The 19,733-nt window shown below is 47.7% G+C and carries 14 protein-coding genes; 2 read left to right on the top strand and 12 right to left on the bottom strand.

Annotated features, from left to right (window positions below; all coding sequences use genetic code 11):
- The first annotated feature begins 159 nt into the window (after positions 1-159).
- Entirely contained in the window at positions 160-1,185 is a 1,026-nt protein-coding gene (locus CCC32_RS09170) for an IS110 family RNA-guided transposase (protein ID WP_042517114.1), read from the top strand.
- 52 nt (positions 1,186-1,237) lie between these two features.
- On the opposite strand, the gene CCC32_RS09165 is transcribed toward CCC32_RS09170, so the two are convergent.
- The 12 genes from CCC32_RS09165 to CCC32_RS09110 all read right to left on the bottom strand — a co-directional run bounded on the left by CCC32_RS09165 (position 1,238) and on the right by CCC32_RS09110 (position 14,404).
- The gene (locus CCC32_RS09165) at positions 1,238-2,731 is read right to left on the bottom strand and encodes a xylulokinase (protein ID WP_287073945.1); all 1,494 of its coding nucleotides are present in this window, start codon (positions 2,729-2,731) and stop codon (positions 1,238-1,240) included.
- A gap of 54 nt (positions 2,732-2,785) precedes the next feature.
- On the bottom strand, positions 2,786-3,133 hold the full coding sequence (locus tag CCC32_RS09160; RefSeq protein WP_287073944.1) for a hypothetical protein: 348 nt from the start codon (positions 3,131-3,133) through the stop codon (positions 2,786-2,788).
- Positions 3,134-3,233: 100 nt separating this feature from the next.
- Positions 3,234-3,527 (bottom strand): winged helix-turn-helix domain-containing protein, encoded by a 294-nt coding sequence (locus CCC32_RS09155; RefSeq protein ID WP_022317076.1) that lies wholly within the window; start codon positions 3,525-3,527, stop codon positions 3,234-3,236.
- Positions 3,528-3,663: 136 nt separating this feature from the next.
- The gene (gene aspS / locus CCC32_RS09150; RefSeq protein ID WP_287073941.1) at positions 3,664-5,436 is read right to left on the bottom strand and encodes an aspartate--tRNA ligase; all 1,773 of its coding nucleotides are present in this window, start codon (positions 5,434-5,436) and stop codon (positions 3,664-3,666) included.
- 78 nt (positions 5,437-5,514) lie between these two features.
- Positions 5,515-8,058 carry an ATP-dependent Clp protease ATP-binding subunit gene (locus CCC32_RS09145; protein WP_042518604.1) on the bottom strand — a complete coding sequence of 848 codons (2,544 nt, stop codon included), beginning with the start codon at positions 8,056-8,058 and terminating at the stop codon, positions 5,515-5,517.
- 93 nt (positions 8,059-8,151) lie between these two features.
- Positions 8,152-8,769 carry an epoxyqueuosine reductase QueH gene (locus tag CCC32_RS09140; RefSeq protein WP_287073938.1) on the bottom strand — a complete coding sequence of 206 codons (618 nt, stop codon included), beginning with the start codon at positions 8,767-8,769 and terminating at the stop codon, positions 8,152-8,154.
- 38 nt (positions 8,770-8,807) lie between these two features.
- The gene (gene cls / locus CCC32_RS09135) at positions 8,808-10,052 is read right to left on the bottom strand and encodes a cardiolipin synthase (RefSeq protein WP_287073952.1); all 1,245 of its coding nucleotides are present in this window, start codon (positions 10,050-10,052) and stop codon (positions 8,808-8,810) included.
- 111 nt (positions 10,053-10,163) lie between these two features.
- Entirely contained in the window at positions 10,164-10,571 is a 408-nt protein-coding gene (locus CCC32_RS09130; RefSeq protein ID WP_287073936.1) for a hypothetical protein, read from the bottom strand.
- A gap of 837 nt (positions 10,572-11,408) precedes the next feature.
- Positions 11,409-12,350: a ribosome small subunit-dependent GTPase A gene (gene rsgA / locus CCC32_RS09125; protein ID WP_022317079.1), complete on the bottom strand. Its 942-nt coding sequence runs from the start codon at positions 12,348-12,350 to the stop codon at positions 11,409-11,411.
- A 15-nt stretch (positions 12,351-12,365) separates the two neighbouring features.
- Positions 12,366-12,926 carry a ribosome recycling factor gene (frr, locus tag CCC32_RS09120; protein ID WP_022317080.1) on the bottom strand — a complete coding sequence of 187 codons (561 nt, stop codon included), beginning with the start codon at positions 12,924-12,926 and terminating at the stop codon, positions 12,366-12,368.
- 407 nt (positions 12,927-13,333) lie between these two features.
- Positions 13,334-14,002, bottom strand: a complete 669-nt coding sequence (gene tsaA / locus CCC32_RS09115; RefSeq protein WP_022317081.1) for a tRNA (N6-threonylcarbamoyladenosine(37)-N6)-methyltransferase TrmO — start codon at positions 14,000-14,002, stop codon at positions 13,334-13,336.
- Between the two features lie 36 nt (positions 14,003-14,038).
- On the bottom strand, positions 14,039-14,404 hold the full coding sequence (locus CCC32_RS09110; RefSeq protein ID WP_022317082.1) for an MmcQ/YjbR family DNA-binding protein: 366 nt from the start codon (positions 14,402-14,404) through the stop codon (positions 14,039-14,041).
- A gap of 250 nt (positions 14,405-14,654) precedes the next feature.
- Between CCC32_RS09110 and CCC32_RS09105 the strand changes: the two genes are divergently transcribed.
- Positions 14,655-19,721 (top strand): RecQ family ATP-dependent DNA helicase, encoded by a 5,067-nt coding sequence (locus tag CCC32_RS09105; protein WP_287073928.1) that lies wholly within the window; start codon positions 14,655-14,657, stop codon positions 19,719-19,721.
- The last annotated feature ends 12 nt before the right edge of the window (positions 19,722-19,733 follow it).

Below are 19,733 nucleotides of genomic sequence, written 5' to 3'. Positions count from 1 at the left end.
TAAACCAGCTAATGACCCAGCCGTAAAGCTATAAATCGTTTAGGTCCTCATCGACATAGTTGCAAAGACCAGATAGAAAGTTATCGGCTCTGAGCCTTGTTAGAGTGTTAGTCCATACAACTATTGACCAATTCTACACAATATAACTCGTACAAAGTTATGAAGAATTTATTTATCGGAGTTGATTTTTCGAAAGAAAAAGTTGATGTGGCTATCCTTTTTGCAGACGGACTGGCAGAAACCGCTGCTAGAGTGTTCAACGAGTTCAAGACAACCGTGTCTGGCTATAGGCAGTTGGTCAAGTGGGTTGAGCAGAATTCCTGCGGTATCGACTCGTCCTTGTGGCTCTTCTGTGGCGAGAACACGGGCGACTACAGCAAGGGACTGTGCAACTTCCTCTACGGTAAAGGCTACGACATGTGGCTTGAGAACGCAAAGAGCATCAAAGACGCATCTGGTCTTAGACGATTGAAGTCTGACCGTGCTGACGCCTCGATGATTGCAGAATACGCCATGAGGAATTACGATAAAGCCGTTATGTACGAGCCTCTTAGCGAGTCGCTTACACAACTGCGTGAGCTGTTCCTATACCGTCAGATGATCGTAAGACACAGATGCAGTTTCCAGGTGCGTAGAGGCGAAAAGCGACTCACTATGGAGAAGTCGCCAGTCAAGACAATGATTTCGCAGAGCGGACGGCACATCGTCTCTGAACTCAATAAGGAGATAGAGAAGATAGATAAGCGCATTGCCGATCTCATCAAGTCGGACGAGGAACTCACCGAGGTGTTCACCATCGTGACCTCGGTGCCTGGCATAGGAACGCAGAACGCTGTGTGCCTGATGGTGTACACCGACAACTTCCGGCGTTTCAACTACGACTCACGCAAGATTGCCTGCTATTACGGCCTAGCTCCATTTGGCAAAGATTCGGGAACCAGTGTGCATTCCGATCCGCATGTACATTATATGGCTAACCGCCAGATAAAGGCCATGCTGACGCAAGCGGCACTAGCTGCCGTCAACTTCAATCCCATTATGGCGAGGTACTACATGCGCCTCGTAGAACGAGGAAAGAAGAAGCAGGTTGCACTGAACAATGTCAAGAACAAACTTGTACATTTGGTCACAGCCATGGTCAGAAATCGCCAAACATTCACCCCTGAATATAAAATCTCAGCATAAATTGAAAATAATGGTCAAAACATTTGGATATTAACATAGAAAGCGATTTGGGTTAAAGCATCTTTACCAATTTCTCTTTCCATTCAGCATAGGCTTCGAGATATTCCGAGCGGTGGTTTTCGTCGGGATTTATCACAGCAAGTTTTTCCAGCGAAGTAAAAGCCTCATTGTTGTCCTTATAGTATCCGCAACCCATACCTGCGCCCTTTGCTGCTCCCACGCTGCCGTCGGTCTCGTATAGCTCTATCTGTGCTCCGCTCACTCCGGCCAGCGTATTGCGAAAGACGTGGCTGAGGAACATGTTTGCCCTGCCGGCATGAATTTTCCTGATGTCCATGCCCATCTTTTTCATTATTTCCATTCCATAGCAGAAACTGAAAACTATGCCCTCCTGTGCCGCTCGGATGATGTGGGCTTTGGTGTGCTTGTTGAAGTTCAGACCATTGACGGAACATCCTGTCTCTCTGTTTTCGAGCACTCTTTCCGCTCCGTTGCCAAAGGGGATTACCGATACGCCTTCAGACCCTATTGCTACGTTGGCAGCCATATCGTTCATCTCAGTGTATGAAATTCCTTCCGGTGCGATGTTGCGCCTTATCCAAGCGTTGAGAATTCCAGTTCCGTTGATACAGAGCAACACGCCGAGACGGTCCGTCTCTGCTGTGTAGTTCACGTGTGCGAAGGTGTTTACCCGGCTTTTCTTGTCGTATGCCACTTTTCCCAACACGCCATATACCACTCCTGATGTGCCTGCCGTTGAGGCTATTTCTCCAGGATTGAACACGTTGAGGCTCAGTGCGTTGTTTGGCTGGTCACCAGCTCTGTAGCTTATTGGCGTGCCTTCTTGTAGTCCTGTTTCGGCTGCTGCTTCTGCCGACACTTCGCATTGTACGCTGAATGTAGGCACTATGTCAGCCACCAGTTTGCGGTCTATTCCGTAGTAGTCGAGCACGAAGTCTGCGGTCTTCCTTTCTTTGAAGTCCCATAGTATTCCTTCGCTCAGTCCGCTTGCCGTGGTGTTTATCGTTCCGCTCAGTTTCATGGCTATGAAGTCGCCAGGCAGCATGAATTTGTATATTTTGGAGAATAGTTCCGGTTCGTTCTCCTTCACCCATGCCAGTTTTGCTGCGGTGAAATTGCCTGGAGAGTTGAGCAGATGCCCCAGACATCTGTCGGCTCCGAGGTCGTTGAAAGCCCTCTCGCCGTATGGCACAGCCCTTGAGTCACACCATATTATGGCCGGTCGAAGCGCCTTCATGTCTTTGTCTACACACACCAGTCCGTGCATCTGATACGAGATGCCGATAGCCTTTATGTCTTCGGCGCTGGCATTTGCCATCTCCTTTACTTTCTTGATGCATAGTTTGCAGTTTTCCCACCACATGTCGGTGTCTTGTTCTGCCCATCCGCTCTTCACTGCGATGATTGGTGCTTCATGTTCCGGATAAAAAGTCGTGGCGGCGCATTTTCCTGTTTCAGCGTCTACTAGCGATGCTTTTACTGATGAGCTGCCAAGATCTATGCCTAGGAAATATTGTCTTCTCATAGTTGTATTATAGTTTTTTTATAGTTTGATTTGTTTGAAATTTAGGTTTCTGACTCAAAATAGTGATAGTGAGAGGTCTTCGCATACATGGTCGTCTTTCCCGTTCTCTGCCTCTTGTTCTTCGTTGTATCCTTCTTTGAATTGCAGCAGCAGCTGGGTGTCGTGGCTTGATTTTTCGGTGAGTTTGTAGTAGCCCCATCGTTCTGCCTTTTCTATGAACGGTTTTGCGGATTTGTTGTTTTTGGCTATGCAGTATTGCACAGCCTTATAAACCTCGTCGTATGGAATAGTTTCAAATAGTCCGTTGTGTTTGTTGAAGATATGGCGTGCGATTTTCTTTGCAGACAATCCTTCTTTGCCTGCTTCGAATAGAAGTTCTTTTATTTCCTGTTCGTAGCTCATATCATCGTAAAAAAAGGACTGGAGATATGTTACAATATCGCCAGCCCTTCTGTTCGTCTTATTTTTGCCCTTGACGGTTTTCTCCTTTCGGAGCAGTTTCTTATGCCAAGAGAAATTTGTTGTCCTCTCCTTTGATCTTGCCTTCTTTGAGCAGCCATCCCATTCCGAGCAGAGTTTCCTCTGTCGTGATATTTGCTGCCTTTGCGATTTCTTCCACACTCAGTGCGTTCTCAGCGTCTTTCAGCGTCTGATAAACGTCACCAGCCTTGAAACCTACGCTCATTGCATCGATCATGAATGTTGAAGCAACCTTCTTGGTGGCTGTTCTTCTTGTTGTTTTCTTAGCTGTTGGCTTTGCAGCAACCTTCTTTTCTGTAACTTTTCTTTCTGTCATAATGATAAAATTTAAATCCGTGACAAGTCTTTGTGACTCATTACTTTATAAATAGCTGATGCAAATATAATGTTTTTTTATTACATTATTTTGCTTTTGTTTCATTATTTGGTGATAAAGTTACATTATGTAGGCTCTATTCGGCGTTTTCTTGATTTACATCAACAGAAATCTGCAATTCCTTCAACTGTTTGTCATCCAGCTCCGACGGTGCTTCGAGCATTACGTCTCGTCCGCTGTTGTTCTTCGGGAATGCTATGCAGTCGCGTATAGAGTCGAGTCCAGCCATGATTGACACGAATCGGTCGAGTCCGAAAGCGAGTCCTGCGTGAGGTGGTGCTCCGTATTTGAATGCGTTGATGAGGAATCCGAACTGTGCCATTGCCCTTTCGGGTGTGAAGCCCAAGATTTTGAACATTTTCTCCTGTAGCTGTCCGTCGTGGATACGGAGGCTTCCTCCTCCCACTTCGATTCCGTTGCACACGAAGTCGTATGCTTTTGCCCTCACTCTCTCCGGATGCTCGTCGAGCAGTGGTATGTCGTCAGGGTTTGGCATTGTGAACGGATGGTGCGTAGCCATGAGTCTCTGCTCCTCGTCGCTCCATTCGAAGAGTGGGAAGTCGACAATCCAGAGGCATTCGAACTTGTTTTTGTCTTTCAGTCCGAGTCTGTCTGCCATTTCGAGTCGTAGGCTGCACAGCTGTGTTCTCGTCTTGTTTGCCTTGTCACCGCTGAGGATGAGTATGAGGTCGCCTGGCTTTGCTTCTGCTTTCTCCACCACTTTGGCGAACACTTCTGGTGTATAGAACTTGTCGATGCTGCTCTTTGTCGTTCCGTCTTCGTTCACCTTTATCCATACCAGTCCCTTTGCTCCCACTTGTGGTTTCTTCACGAAGTCGGCGAGCTGGTCGAGCTGTTTGCGTGTGTAGCTTGCACATCCTGGCGCGCATATTCCTCCGATGTATTCAGCGTCGTTGAACACGGCGAACTCTCCTGTGCCTTTCAGCTCGTCCATCAGTTCCACGAATTCCATTCCGAATCTGAGGTCAGGCTTGTCGCTTCCGAAGCGTCTCATTGCTTCGTGCCATGTCATCTGCTGCAGCTTTGCCGGCAGTTCCACTCCGCGCACTTCTTTAAAGATGTGGCGTGCCATATCCTCGAAGAGGTCGATTACATCGTCTTGGTCTACGAACGACATCTCGCAGTCTATCTGTGTGAATTCGGGCTGTCTGTCGGCTCTGAGGTCTTCGTCGCGGAAGCATTTCGCTATCTGGAAGTATCTGTCGAATCCGCTCACCATGAGCAGCTGCTTCAGTGTCTGCGGGCTCTGTGGCAGGGCGTAGAACTGTCCTGGGTTCATTCTCGAGGGCACGACGAAGTCGCGTGCTCCCTCAGGTGTGCTTCCGATGAGTATAGGGGTCTCCACTTCGATGAAGTCCTTGCTGTCGAGGAAGTTTCTTATGAGTATGGTCATGCGGTGGCGCAGTTCGAGGTTGTGGCGCACGCATGGTCTTCTGAGGTCGAGATAGCGGTATTTCATTCTGATGTCGTCTCCACCGTCGGTATTGTCCTCGATTGTGAACGGCGGTGTTGCGCTCTGGCTTAGGATGTTGAGCTTGTCGGCTGTGATTTCGATGTCGCCTGTAGGTATCTTGTTGTTTTTGCTCTGTCTCTCGTTCACTGTTCCTTCCACCTGGATGCAGTACTCGCGTCCGAGTTTGTTGGCGAGGGCGCAAAGCTCGGCGTCAGCTTCTTCGTTGAAGACCAGCTGTGTGATGCCGTATCTGTCGCGCAGGTCTACGAATGTCATTCCTCCCATCTTGCGGCTTCGCTGCACCCATCCGGCGAGCGTCACCTTTTTTCCTGCATCGGAGAGTCTCAGCTCTCCGCACGTGTTTGTTCTGTACATAAGAATGTGTGTGATATAAAGTATGTTTTGTTTTCTTTTCTTGCGTTTTGCAAAGATAGCAATCTTTTTTGGAATCTCCTAATTCTTTTCGGAATTTATCTGGAACGTGAGTTCTTCTTTGTCAGGGTCCTTTCCGATGTCGATTGTTGTGCCTGGTTTCAGCTCGTCGTTGAGTATCATCTGGCATATCCCGTCTTCGATATATGTCTGTATTGCTCTCTTGAGCGGTCTTGCTCCGAACTGCACGTCGTAGCCTTTTTCTGCCACGAGTTCTTTCGCCTTGTCGGTGATGGATATTTCGTAGCCCATAGCTGTGAGTCTACGGGTGAGCGACCTGAGTTCTATGTCGATGATTTTCTTTATCGCTTCCAGATCGAGCTGGTCGAAGGTTATTATCTCGTCGAGCCTGTTGAGGAATTCGGGACTGAACTGCTTGCTGAGGCTCTTCTGTATGATGCTGCGTGCGTATTCTTTGTCTTTCTCCTGCATGTCGGCAGATAGTCGTCCTGCATTGAATCCCACTCCGTGTCCGAACTCTTTGAGCTGTCGTGTTCCGGCATTGCTGGTCATTATTATAATGGTGTTTCTGAAGTCAACGAGCCTTCCGTTGCCGTCGGTAAGCCTTCCTTCATCCAGAACCTGCAGCAGCATGTTGAACACGTTGCCGTGTGCTTTCTCGATTTCGTCGAGCAGCACGATGGAGTAGGGGCGTCGGCGCACTCTCTCCGTGAGTTGTCCTCCTTCGTCGTAGCCCACGTATCCTGGAGGTGCTCCCACGAGGCGTGATGTGTTGAAGCTCTCGCTGTATTCGCTCATGTCGATGCGTATAAGCGCGTCGGCAGAGCCGAAGATGTTTTCTGCAAGTTTCTTTGCCAGATATGTCTTTCCCACTCCGGTTGGTCCGAGGAACATGAAAGCTCCGATGGGGTGGTTGGGGTCTCTCAGTCCAATCCTGTTGCGCTGGATGGCTTTCACCACCTTTTCTATCGCCCTGTCTTGTGCCACCACGTCGCCTTTGAGCGTTTCGCCCATATTGCGCAGGCGTGCGCTCTCAGTCTCAGTGATTCTCTCGGCTGGTATTCCTGCCATCACCGACACCACTCTCGCCACGTCGTCTTCTGTCACGTCGACTACGTTGTTGAAGTTTCCTTCTTTGTATTTCTGTTCCAGTTCCTTCATTTTCTGCTGCAGCTCCGTCTGCTTGTCGCGGAAGCTTGCCGCCAGTTCGAAGTTCTGGTTTCTCACTGCGTTTTGTTTCTTTCTCGCCACCTCGGCTATTTCCTTTTCCGTTTCTGTGATTTCCGGCGGCACTTGTGCGTTCTGCAGGTGTGCCTTGGCTCCTGCCTCGTCGAGTGCGTCGATCGCCTTGTCGGGGAACTGTCTTTCGGTGACGTATCTGTCAGTGTATGCCACGCATGCCTTTATTGCCTCGTCGGAGTATCTCACGGCGTGGTAGTGTTCGTATCTTTCCTTTATGTTTGTGAGGATGTCGATGGTTTCCTCAGGTGTGGTCTGTTCCACTATCACCTTCTGGAATCTCCTCTCCAGTGCACCGTCTTTTTCTATCGACTTGCGGTATTCGTCGAGTGTGGTAGCTCCGATGCACTGTATGGTGCCTCTTGCCAATGCCGGTTTGAGCATGTTTGCAGCGTCCATGGTGCCTGGTGCTGACCCTGCCCCCACGAGTGTGTGGATTTCGTCGATGAACACAATTATGTTGGGGTGGTTTTCTATTTCCTTTACCAGTGCCTTCACTCTTTCTTCAAACTGTCCGCGGTATTTTGTTCCTGCCACGAGTGCTCCCAGGTCGAGTGTCATTACTCTTTTGTTGAACAGCACCGGCGAAGTGTGTTTCTTGGCGATGAGCGTGGCGAGTCCTTCCACTATGGCGCTTTTTCCCACTCCTGGTTCGCCGATGAGTATCGGGTTGTTTTTCTTTCTGCGGCAAAGTATTTCGCACACTCTGTTTATCTCGTTCTCTCTGCCCACAATGGGGTCGAGTTTTCCTTCTTCGGCAGCCAGTGTGAGGTCGGTGCCGAAGTTGTCGAGTATTGGCGTGTCACCGCCGGTCTTGGTGTCGGTGGCTGTTGAGCCTCCGCCCTGTTTCCGGTTCTGGCTTCCGGTTCTGCCGATGAAGTCTTCTTCTTCCTCCTCCTGCATTCCGATGCCGTTTTTCGTTATGTTGTCAGCCTGTTTCTTTGAGTATTCCATAACTTGGTCGTAGGTGATTTTTCTTTCTTCCAGTATGTTTTTTGCCCCGTTGTTTCTTGGGTCGTGCAGTATGGCGAGCAGCAGGTGCATCTCGCTCACGGTTTCCGTTGCCATGAGTCGTGCCTGCAGTATCGCAAGCTTCAGTATGTTGCTTGCCTGCTCGCTCAGCTCTATGCTGTCGCTGGTGGAATGGTCGTTGTTTCCTGCCGCCACGTTCTGCTCCAGCTGCTGCTTCATGTCTTTCAGGTCCACGTTCATGCTTTGCATCATGCTGCATGCTGCTCCGCTTTTGTGGCGCAGTATGGCGAGCAGCAGGTGTTCGGGCATGACATTTGGACTTGCCAGCCGTGCGGCTTCTTCTTTGCTGAATGTGAGCACTTCGAGTACTTCGTCTGAAAACTTGTTTGTCATGTTTTGTTCATTTGGTTTGCGGTCAGGCATGGATATTCCTTTGTCTGTCCGTTTACTTCTCTAAAAGCAAAAAATATGCCAATATGGTGTGTGTCAGTTTCCCGATGGCTGTTGTGTGGCTTGTTCTTTGTCCTTGTCGTGTGTCATGCTGAATTCGCATCCGCAGTATTGCTGGTTGTAGAAGCCATACTGTTTTATTATCTCCAGCCTCCTTTCGCTCAGTCCTCCTTTGCGCCAGTTCTGTTCCCACCATGCCACGTCGTCGTATGGTTCCACAGCCCATTGTCCGGCGGCGTTTATCTGTTCCAGGCTTTTCCATCTCGACGAGGCGAGTGTGGTGGTCACCACAGGGATGCCGTTTTCGTGGGCGTAGCGGGCTGTGCGTCTGAGTCTCATCTCGAAGCAGCGTCTGCAGCGTCTGCCTCTCTCAGGTTCGTTTTCCAGTCCTTTCACGTGAGCCAGCCATTCGTTGTGGCAGTAGTCGTCGTCGATGATTGTAAGTCCGAGCGAGTCGGCGTATCTGGTGCATTCGTTTTTTCTGATGAGATATTCTTCAAGCGGGTAGATGTTCGGGTTTGAATAGTATATCACTGGTGTAACGCCATTCTTCATCAGACATTCTATGATGGCGCTTGAGCATGGTGCGCAGCAGGTGTGGAGCAATACTGTGGTCGCTCCTCCCGGCACGTTTATTTCGAATTTCTTTTTCATTTGCGGATTGACGGATATTTCCTTGATGATGGTGTTTGCTATAGGAAAGGTGTGAGCAGATGTGCCACCCATCCTACGAATTTCTTCCAGGGCGTTCTCCATCTGTTCCAGCTTTCGGGGGTGAGCTTGAACGACGAGAGCTTGTCTGCCTCGAACATGTCGTTGAGCTGGCGTGTGGTGTGCGGGTCGATTATCACGGCGTTTTCCTCGTAGTCGAAGTTGAGGCTCCGGGCGTTGAGGTTGGCGCTGCCCACGGTGCAGAATTTCCCGTCCACCATTATTATCTTGGTGTGGTGGAATCCGTCTTCGTATATCCACACGTCCACTCCGTGTTTCATCAGTTTGTGCACGTTGTAGAACACGCAGTCTGGTGTGAGCGGTATGTCGCTGTGCGACGAAACCATTATCTCCACCTTCACTCCTCTTTTCACCGCCCGTCTGAGGGCCTTTTTCAGTGTGCGGTTCAGCGTGAGATACGGGTTCACGAGCTTTATGCTGTCTTGCGCATCATTTATGGCGTCGGTGTAGAACTGTCGTATTATCTTGTTCGTCGTCCTGGGTTCGCGGTTTATTATCCCCACCATCTTGCGGCCCTGTGTCGGTGTGGCGTCGGGCTTCAGTCCGCGGATGTAGTCGGCGTTTCTGGTGCCGCGGTAGTATTTCGCCCCGGCTATCTGTTCTCCCGTCACTTTTTTCCACATCCTCACGAATATCTTCTGTAGCGTGTTCACTTCTTCGCCCTCTATACGGCAGTGCATGTCTCGCCATTTCCCCACCACGTCGGTGCCCTTGATGTAGTAGTCTGCCACGTTCATTCCTCCGGTGTATGCCACTTTTCCGTCGATTACCACGATCTTGCGGTGGTCTCTGTGGAACACGTGGTTTACCCACGGAAAGCGGAGCGGGTCGAATTCGTGGATGTCGACTCCCCTCTGGCGCAGTTTCTCGAGATGTCTTTTCTTCAGCGGCTGGTTGTTGGAGTCGTTTCCGAATCCGTCGAACAGCGCCCTTACTTCCACTCCCTGGCTGGCTTTCTCTGCGAGTATGTCGAAGAGCAGCGAGGCTATGGAGTCGTTGCGGAAGTTGAAGTATTCCAGGTGTACGCTGCTTCTTGCCTGGCGGATGGCTTTGAACATGTCGTCGAATTTCTCCTGTCCGCTCATAAGCAGCGTCACGGAGTTGTCGTTGGAGAATTCCACTCCATGTTCCCTCATCTGCCTTGCGATAAGCGAGTCGGCGGTCACGGTCTGCGCTGCCGCCGTCATTGTGGCGCAGACCATCATGAGCAGGGCAAGTAACAGGGCAGGGCGCCCTGTGGCGTGTGTCCTTGTTTTATTTGTCCGTGCGTTGCGTATGTTGTCGTTGATAAAGAATATCATATATTGTCTATAACATCATTTGTCTTGATTCATGTCTCGCGTGCCTTGTCGGTCTGCCAGAAGGCAAGTATGCTGAGATGTTGCCGTTTCCGGTGTATTGCCGCAGGTGGGCGAAAACAGGTGCAAAGTTATGGAAAAAGTCGGTTTTGACAAAATATTTGTATGCAATGAAGATAAATGGCAAAAAAATGCGGTGTATTTGTCATCAGTAACAAGTTGTTTTTTCACCGTCACTTTGCGTTGTTCCTCGATTATAACCCTGTGGGTCTTCATGCCTATGTGGGTGTTTTGCTGACCGTAAACCATTGGTTTCTGTCTCTTCAGTACGCGTTTGCCCGCGTCCGTCGGTTTCATGCATTGCTGCTCAACATTTTTCCCATTTTCCCATTTTCCCATTTTCCCAACGGGAAATGGTGTTTTCATATAAGTTATTATATATCAATATATTATCTTTTTTATTACATTTATTTTTCGTTATATGGGAAGATGGGAAAATGGGAAAATGGGAATTTTGGAAAAAATGCCCTCTCTTTTCCTCTCTCTTGCCATCTCCTTAAGGTCTACATTTGCCATGTCTCATGTCATAGTATTTGCAGGATTTACAGGAACAGAGTTGTGAAGCTTGCCGTAGTCTGCTTGTCGGAGAATGTATAGCCGTTGGAAAAGTCTTTACAAGAAAGTCTCAAAAGTCTCAAAGTCTCAAAGTCTCACGTGGAATTCGGTATTTTATATAAGTTATTATATATCAATGTATTATCTTTTTTATTACATTTATTATCGCTTATATGAGACTTTGAGACTTTGAGACTTTTGAGACTTTTGAGACTTTCTTCCTCCCTTTTCCCTCTTTCCCTTGCCCTCTCCTTGAGGTTCACATTTGCAAAATCTCTTGCCAACTGGAAGAATCTGGCGATGGTGATTCCTCTCTTTTGCCTTTAACCCAAAGGTCATTAGGGCTTGCTTGTATTTTGGATTTTTAGAAGAGTTGATTTTGTTTGGCTTTTAATGAGCAATAGCGGGCTATTGCAAATTAAAAACAAGCAAAAGACGCCTTATAAGAGACAAAAGACTGCAAGCAGTTGTAAAATGTTACATTGAACGCCCTAATGACCGATTCGGGTTTAAGACAAGCCAACGTGTTTTTTAATATACAAACAGAGTGTGTCAAGAGGAACTTCCCTTCCCATCTGACACACTCTGTTCGGATTTCAGAAAACGACATTCCGAAATTATTCTATGCCCATCAAGACTGCTAACACATCAGTATGCTGCACGGTATTTTCCCTCCTCCTTGTCTTCAAGCATACTTAGATAAGAAACATAGCGGCTCTCGGCGATATAATGCTCTTCTACAGCCTTGCGAACTGCACAGCCCGGCTCGTGGGTATGAGTGCAATTGTTGAAGCGGCAGCCCTTTGAAAACTTGAATATCTCCTTGAAATATCCACAAATCTCCTCAGGCTCCATATTGAAAGTGCCAAATCCCTTGATGCCCGGTGTGTCAATCACCCAGCCGCCATCCGTCAGCGGAAGCATCTCGCTGAACGTAGTAGTGTGCATTCCCGTGTTGTGGGCGTCGGAAATCTCCGCCGTCCTCAGTTCCGCACCAGGCACAATGAAGTTGAGCATGGTGCTCTTCCCCACTCCACTGTTACCGCTGAAGAGCGTTATCTTGTCTTTCAGCAGCGGCAACAGGCGGTCCATGCCCTCTTTCGTTTCTGCCGACACTTTCAAACAGTCATAACCCACCGTTTCATACAGCGTAACCATCATGTCGAGATAGCGGCGCTCGTCGTCTTGCAACAGGTCCACCTTGTTGAACACAAGTGTCACCGGCACGGAATAAGCCTCGGCAGAGGCAAGGAAACGGTCGATGAAGGTGGTTGAAGTCTCAGGATATTTCACCGTCACGATGAGGAAAGCCTGATCCACGTTGGCTGCTATGATATGGCTCTGTTTAGAGAGGTTCGACGATTTGCGGATGATATAGTTGCGTCTGTCGCAGATGTTTGTTATGAAGGCTGTGCCTTCATGGTTGCGCACGATCTCCACACGGTCGCCAACGGCAACAGGATTGGTACTCCTGATGCCTTTCAGCCTGAAATTGCCCTTTATCTTGCAGTCAATGGTATTTCCGCCGTCAGTCAATACAGTGTACCAACTGCCAGTGTTCTTGATAACCAATCCTTCGGTGTCGCTCATCTATACTCTGTTTCGTTATACGGTCATGATCTCCTTGTTCTTGGCAGCAAGCAGGTCATCCACCTTCTTGATATACTTGTCGTGGATTTTCTGCAATTCAGCCTCAGCGTCCTTCTCATTGTCCTCAGAAAGTCCGTCCTTGATGGCTTTCTTCAGTTTGTCCTTGATGTCACTGCGAACATTGCGCACCTGTACCTTCACTTTCTCACCGATCTTGTTACACTGTTTGGCAAGTTCCTTGCGGCGCTCTTCTGTAGGCTGTGGAATGGCAAGGCGGATAATTTCACCGTTGTTCTCTGGCGTGATGCCCACCTCTGAATCCATGATTGCCTTCTCGATGTCTCTGATCTGTTTCTTGTCCCAAGGTTTGATGGCTATCGTTCTTGCGTCTGGCACAGAAACGCTTGCCACCTGGTTAAGAGGCACTTTTGAGCCGTATGACTCCACTCTCACGCAGTCGAGAATGGCAACGTTGGCACGTCCGGCACGGATGCGGTTCAACTCTTCCTCCAGATAGAGGGCTGCCATCTCCATTTTCTCTTCGCTGTCCTGCAGCGTCTGTTTTACGTCAATCATATTTTTCTGTTTTTTGTTTTTCTGAAAAATGTTTCTGCAAAAATAATCATAATATATGAAGTATGCAACGCCACGAACAGAAAATAGCGTCTGCATTGACACTTTCCCGACAGCGGCCACCATCCATATGACTTTCAATACAGCAGACAACTCATGTTTCGCATGCCGTTGACATCCTACTAGTTGACAAGTAAGCCAATGATTATATTATTTACATTTTCAACCCAAATCGGCCATTAGGGCTTGCTTGGCTCTTGATTTTTTAGAATGATGGATTTTGTTTGGCTTTTAATGAGTAATAGCGAGCTATTGCGAATTAAAAACAAACAAAAGACGCCTTATAAAAAACAAAAGACTGCAAGCAGTTCTAAAATATTACATTGAACGGCCTAATGACCGTTTTGGGTTCAAGCATCCACAACAAGGAGCCTATCGCCTTCTACACGGAATTTCACATCCCGCCCTGCATAAGGCATTCCGTATGTCTTCGACGGATCGTTGTGGTAATGCGGACGCGGGTCGAGTTCGAGCACTTTCACAAGCGCCAGCAACTGTTCTTCTGTGAACAGCCTCCTGACATGAGAAGGCACGGTGACACTGAGCCTGCGGATGGCATGGCTGTCAACAAAGCCACAACGGGCTTCGGGATGACAGTCAGAAAGGCTGACGTAGGGTTTGATGTCGAAAATCGGTGTACCGTCCATCAGGTCGGCACCTCTGACATAGAGCAGCGGACCGCCCTCTGCAGTATAGTCCACACGGGAAAGGCGCACCGACGACAATCCCATGGCATTAGGACGGAAGGGAGAACGGCTGGCGAAGACTCCCACCTTCTCGTTTCCGCCCAACAGCGGTGGTCTCACCAGAGGACTCGTGGCAGCATGTGGATTGGCAGAAAACTGCCATATTATCCACAAATAATCGAAGTCTTCTATCCCCCTCAGCATGTCTTTGTTTCTGAACTCCGACGCAAATTCTATCGTGCCCTCCAACTCGTCAACAAGTCCACTCTGTTTCGGTACCCCGAACTTGGAAGTAAACGGTGAATGAAAATATGCTATTTCTTTTAATATCATCGTGTTATGATTATGTTGCTATATATAATCTGAACATTATTCCACTGTCGTTATTTCCGGATTTTCCGCCTTCTGTTTACGCGTCATTTTCTTCACCACCTCACTGTAACTATGACGGATAAGCCGCTCTATCAGTGCATCATCAAGAAAGCCGTAAAGATTCAGCTGGTTCCAGTATTTCTTATTCATGTGGAAGGCGCCTTCTATCTCTGTGTGGGCATCTCGCAGCTCTATGGCAAAGTCTGCATCACATTTCATCGACACCCATTCCGGACGGTCGAGGTCGAGCAACAGGAATATTTTTCCCAACACTCTGAACACGACGGTTGTATCGTCGAACGGCATGTCTTCTGTCACCAGCGGGAGCGACAGACAGTAGGTTCTTATGCTTTCAATATTCATTTTTTCTCCGTTATATTATCATCCGACATATGGGCAGGCAACAGAAATCCTATATAGCAATGTGAAATACAGGTTGCAAAAAACCATAAGCCATTCAGAATTCACGACAATGAAAAGTCGATTCAATACACATATATAAAACAAAGATAGACAAAAATTAATAAACGCCACCAACTAAAACATATTTTAAAGATATAGCATCACTATTTTTTAGTACATTTGCATTTGTTACATTTTAATTCGTACTGACATGTCCATATTCAACCGTTTTTTCAAGATATCAAGAGCTGCTGGTAATGAGGATAATCATGCCAACGACAAAGCAACCGACAAGAGAAGACGGGACTCATGGCAATGGGACAAGACTAAGTATGCATTCATAGATACGGAAATAGGACTGAAGGACCATAAGATACACGACATAGGGGCAATAAGCCACAATGGAGCGATATTCCACGAAGCGTCCTCTAAAGAACTGGTGGATTTTCTCAAACGAGAAGACATACATTTCGTTTGTGGCCACAACATCGTAAACCACGATGCGAAATACCTGTTTGGATATTCATCCGCAAACGGTAGTCTAGCTGCTACCGTTACAGATGGCAGCAGACGATGGCTACTAGTAGACACGCTATATTTCTCACCTCTACTCTTTCCCGAACGACCATACCACAGACTCGTGAAAGACGACAAGTTGCTTTGCGACGAACTGAACAACCCTGTAAACGACTGCATGAAAGCCCGCGAACTTTTATATGACGAGGAAGCCCGCTGGAACTCGCTCTCACCCAAACGACAGAAGATTTTCGCCTCGCTGCTGAGAGACAGGAAAGAATTCGTCGGATTTCTCACGATGATGGGAGCACAAGGGCTATATACGGACACTGAAGAGCTGGCAGACATTATAAGAGAAGAATACGACGGAAAGATTTGCAGCAATGCTGAGATAAGGAATTTGGCCATATCCCAACCATGTGCAATGGCTTATGCCCTATCGCTGATAGACACTACTGACAGGCGCTCCATCACACCAGGCTGGGTGTTACACAATTTTCCAGAAGTGGAATACGTGATACGGAAACTACGACATTGCCGCTGCGAGAAGGGGTGCAGATACTGCAACGAGTCTCTCGACGTGGGCGCTGCACTGAAAGAAAACTTCGGATACGACAAATTCAGAAGCTACAATAACGAACCGCTACAGGAAAATGCCACCAGAGCAGCCGTTGACGGCAAGTCACTGCTGGCGATATTTCCTACAGGAGGCGGAAAATCCCTTACTTTCCAATTGCCGGCGCTGATGGCGGGAAAGGCTGTCCACGGACTCACCGTGGTAATATCCCCGCTACAGTCGCTTATGAAGGACCAGGTGGACAACCTCGCAAACAGGGGAATAACCGACGCCGTGACAATAAACGGTCTGCTCGACCCAATAAACAGGTCGCTGGCAATAGAGAGGGTGACAAACGGAGACGCCTCTCTGCTATATATCGCACCGGAGATGCTGCGGTCTAAGACTATAGAAAGAATACTCGGCGAGAGACACGTCACAAGATTTGTGATCGACGAAGCACACTGCTTCTCGGCATGGGGACAGGATTTCAGAGTGGACTATCAATATATCGGCAAGTTCATAAAAGAATACCAAAAGCGCAAGGGTGGCAAATTACAAATCCCGATATCATGCTTCACGGCAACGGCAAAGCAGAAAGTGGTGCAGGATATATGCGACTATTTCAAACACTGGCTCGGTGTTGAGCTACAACTGTTTGCCACCTCAGCAACAAGAACCAATCTTCGCTATTCAGTAATCCACGTGGACACCGAAAATGACAAATACAACAGACTTAGAACTCTTGTGAGAGAGTCTGAATGTCCCACGATAATTTATGTCTCCCGGACAAAACGCACCAGACAACTTGCTGAAAAGCTGACACGCGATGGTATCCCGGCACTGCCATACAACGGAAAGATGGACTCGGAGGAAAAGATACAAAACCAAGAGGCCTTTATGAACGACAGAGTGAGAACGATTGTCGCTACATCGGCATTTGGCATGGGAGTGGACAAAAGCGACGTGGGGCTGGTGGTACACTATGACATCTCTGACTCATTGGAAAACTATGTACAGGAGGCAGGACGGGCCGGCAGAGACCCGAACCTTAACGCCCGCTGCTTCGTGTTGTATAGCGACAACGACCTGGATAAGCATTTCATACTTTTAAACCAGACAAAGCTGAGCATCAGTGAAATACAGCAAGTATGGCAGGCCGTGAAAGATTTCACCAAACAACGTCAACATATATCCTGCTCAGCTCTAGAAATCGCACGCCAAGCCGGATGGGACGACTCTATAAACGACATTGAGACACGTGTACGCACTGCCCTTAACACACTGGAACAAAGCGGCTATATAGAGCGTGGCAACAACATTCCTCATGTGTATGCCACTGGTATTACGGTGAAAAACATGGACGAGGCAAGAAAAAGAATAACGGAATCGTCACTCTTCACTGAAAAGGAAAAGGATAATGTGGCAAGAATCATAAAATCTCTAATCTCGCAGAAAAACATCGCCAAAGCACAAGACAGTGAAGCTGAATCGAGAATTGACTATTTGGCAGACATATTAGGTCTGAGCAAGAAAGAGATAATATCTGCCGTGATAAGGATGAGACAGGAGGGAATACTCGCCGACACGCGAGACATGTCTGCATATATGAATGACATAGGCGACACACAGAAGAAGTCGAGAAACTTACTCGACAATTTTGCCAGACTCGAGAGATTCATCATCAGCCACATAACTGAAGAGCCGCTCCACTGTTCATACAAGCAGCTAAACGAAGAAGCCATAAACGAAGGGATTGACTCGTCATCAGAGAAAGTCTTACGCACACTGCTTTACTTCCTCGTGGTTAAGGGCTATACCCTCAAGAAACAAGACAAAGAAAAGAACATCATCATTACACGTCTGCATGACTTGGATTTCATGATAAAAAGATTTGAAAGAAGAATAAAAATCTGCCACTTTATCATTGATCGCCTCTATGCCATTGCCGAGAAAAACGAAAGGGAAAAGGAATCCAAACCGACAGAGGGTGGAAACACCGTTTCTGAAAAGAAAGCGGGAAAAGGGAGCGTACAGTTCTCCGTTATTGAAATGCTGGACGAATACAACAGAAGCACAGTCTCTGATCTGTTTACAGGAAACGGGAAAGTCCAACTGGAAGACGTTGAGGAAGCATTGCTGTATCTTTCAAAGACAGGGGCTTTGAAACTTGAGGGAGGATTTCTTGTCCTCTACAATGCCATGGACATCCACAGACTCAAGGAGATGCGCATGCGTTACAAAAAAGAAGACTACCAGGCGCTCAATGAATTCTACAAACAAAAAATGCAACAGATACATATCGTGGGCGAATATGCCAACCTGATGGTGAGAAACTATGATGCCGCACTGAAATACGTACAGGACTATTTCCAGATGGACTACCGCTTGTTTGTGGAGAAATACTTCAACGGCAAACGGAAGGAGGAACTGGAGCACAACCTCACGCCAATGAAATACAGACAACTGTTCGGCAATCTGTCGCTGAAGCAGAAAGAGATTATCAAAGACAGAGAATCCAAGTGCATAGTGGTGGCGGCAGGACCTGGAAGCGGGAAGACACGCGTGCTCGTTCATAAGCTGGCATCCCTGTTGCTACTCGAAGATGTAAAACACGAACAATTGCTCATGCTCACTTTCTCAAGAGCTGCAGCTACGGAATTCAAACAGAGACTGATGCTGCTGATAGGCAACGCTGCACACTTCGTTGAAATAAAGACTTTCCATTCGTACAGCTTCGACCTGCTCGGCAGAATCGGGAACCTTAATGACGCTGCCGATGTGGTGAAGAAAGCTGCCGATATGATAAGGTCTGGCGAAGTTGAGCCTAACAGGATACGCAAGACTGTGCTCGTAATCGACGAAGCACAGGACATGAGTGACGACGACTTCGCCCTGGTAGATGCATTGATGAGGGCCAACGAGGAGATGAGAGTCATCGCCGTTGGCGACGATGACCAAAACATATACGAATTCCGCGGTTCTAATTCGCATTATATGGAAGAACTTGGAAGGATGCAAGGCAGCAGATTCATAGAGATGACAGAAAACTACCGCAGTTCAGAACATGTAGTGGATGCCGTGAACGACTTCGCACCAAACATCAGCTACAGACTAAAGACTGCCCCCATCATCTCAATGAAAAAGGAGAAGGGAATGGTGAGCATCATTAAACATCCGCCTTTCTTCCAAGACAAGGAAAGCGGCGAAAAGAAAGCTGTATATATGTTTCTGCCTATCGTAAACGACATTCTGCAGAACAACAGGCAGGGAAAGACCTGCATACTGACGCAAACGAACGAAGAGGCCGTGATAACCGTAGCACTGCTCCACGAAAATGGTCTGAATGCCAAACTGATTCAATCGATGGACGGATTGCGTTTTTGGAACATCGCCGAGGTGAGATATTTTGTGAAATGTATCGACCGGATGCAGAAAACCACACGGGCTCCTATCATTACAGAGGATATCTGGGAGGAAGCGAAATCGAAGACCTTACAAAAATACAGCACGAGCAACAGTCTGCCTTATCTGAAAAGATGCATCATGATGTTTGAACTGATGAACAAAGCGAAATACTACACCGATCTGAGAGATTTCCTATTTGAGTCATCCGTTGAAGACTTCTGTGATGTCTCCGATGCCGACATTGTGGTGAGCACCATCCACAAGGCTAAAGGACGAGAGTTTGACAACGTCATAATGCTTGTTGTCGAACCGGAACATTATACCGATGATATCATGCGCAGACTATATGTAGGAATGAGCAGAACCAAACTATCACTGACGATTCACACCAATGGAAAGATTTTCGATGACATACGTGCCGACAAACGGATATCAGACCCAATACATTATCCCATGCCTGACGAGATAGAATTGCAGTTGTCACACAAGGACGTAAACTTGGGAGCTTTCAAAGAACATAAGAAAACTATATTGTCACTGAGAAGTGGGGACACCCTCGCATACCACGATTATCATCTCAGTCTGCCCTCTACTGGAACTGACATCGGCTTACTCTCAATGAACATGCAGAAAAAAATGCTGCAATGGCAGATGAAAGGTTATCTGGTGACACGGGCCACCGTGCGCTTCGTTGTGGCATGGCGCCCCAAAGAGGCTGCAAACGATGAAAAAGAGTCGGCAATACTACTTATAGACTTGAAATTGAAACGTAATTCGCAACAAAGGAAAGTGGAATGAAAATGCTGAAAT

The organism is Prevotella sp. LMAG:51, from assembly GCF_008680225.1.
Classification (GTDB): Bacteria; Bacteroidota; Bacteroidia; order Bacteroidales; family Bacteroidaceae; genus Prevotella; species Prevotella pectinovora.
The sequence above is the reverse complement of the archived record's forward strand: the minus strand, read 5'-3'. Positions and strand labels throughout refer to the sequence as shown.

Excerpts from the sequence above, each read along its gene's own strand:
- CCC32_RS09160 (WP_287073944.1), bottom strand. The coding sequence starts at position 3,133 with ATGAGCTACGAACAGGAAATAAAAGAACTTCTATTCGAAGCAGGCAAA.
- rsgA (WP_022317079.1), bottom strand. The coding sequence starts at position 12,350 with ATGAGCGACACCGAAGGATTGGTTATCAAGAACACTGGCAGTTGGTAC.
- CCC32_RS09155 (WP_022317076.1), bottom strand. The coding sequence starts at position 3,527 with ATGACAGAAAGAAAAGTTACAGAAAAGAAGGTTGCTGCAAAGCCAACA.
- CCC32_RS09110 (WP_022317082.1), bottom strand. The coding sequence starts at position 14,404 with ATGAATATTGAAAGCATAAGAACCTACTGTCTGTCGCTCCCGCTGGTG.
- CCC32_RS09145 (WP_042518604.1), bottom strand. The coding sequence starts at position 8,058 with ATGACAAACAAGTTTTCAGACGAAGTACTCGAAGTGCTCACATTCAGC.
- frr (WP_022317080.1), bottom strand. The coding sequence starts at position 12,926 with ATGATTGACGTAAAACAGACGCTGCAGGACAGCGAAGAGAAAATGGAG.
- CCC32_RS09140 (WP_287073938.1), bottom strand. The coding sequence starts at position 8,769 with ATGAAAAAGAAATTCGAAATAAACGTGCCGGGAGGAGCGACCACAGTA.
- CCC32_RS09170 (WP_042517114.1), top strand. The coding sequence starts at position 160 with ATGAAGAATTTATTTATCGGAGTTGATTTTTCGAAAGAAAAAGTTGAT.
- CCC32_RS09130 (WP_287073936.1), bottom strand. The coding sequence starts at position 10,571 with ATGAAAACACCATTTCCCGTTGGGAAAATGGGAAAATGGGAAAATGGG.
- tsaA (WP_022317081.1), bottom strand. The coding sequence starts at position 14,002 with ATGATATTAAAAGAAATAGCATATTTTCATTCACCGTTTACTTCCAAG.
- aspS (WP_287073941.1), bottom strand. The coding sequence starts at position 5,436 with ATGTACAGAACAAACACGTGCGGAGAGCTGAGACTCTCCGATGCAGGA.
- CCC32_RS09165 (WP_287073945.1), bottom strand. The coding sequence starts at position 2,731 with ATGAGAAGACAATATTTCCTAGGCATAGATCTTGGCAGCTCATCAGTA.
- CCC32_RS09105 (WP_287073928.1), top strand. The coding sequence starts at position 14,655 with ATGTCCATATTCAACCGTTTTTTCAAGATATCAAGAGCTGCTGGTAAT.
- cls (WP_287073952.1), bottom strand. The coding sequence starts at position 10,052 with ATGATGGTCTGCGCCACAATGACGGCGGCAGCGCAGACCGTGACCGCC.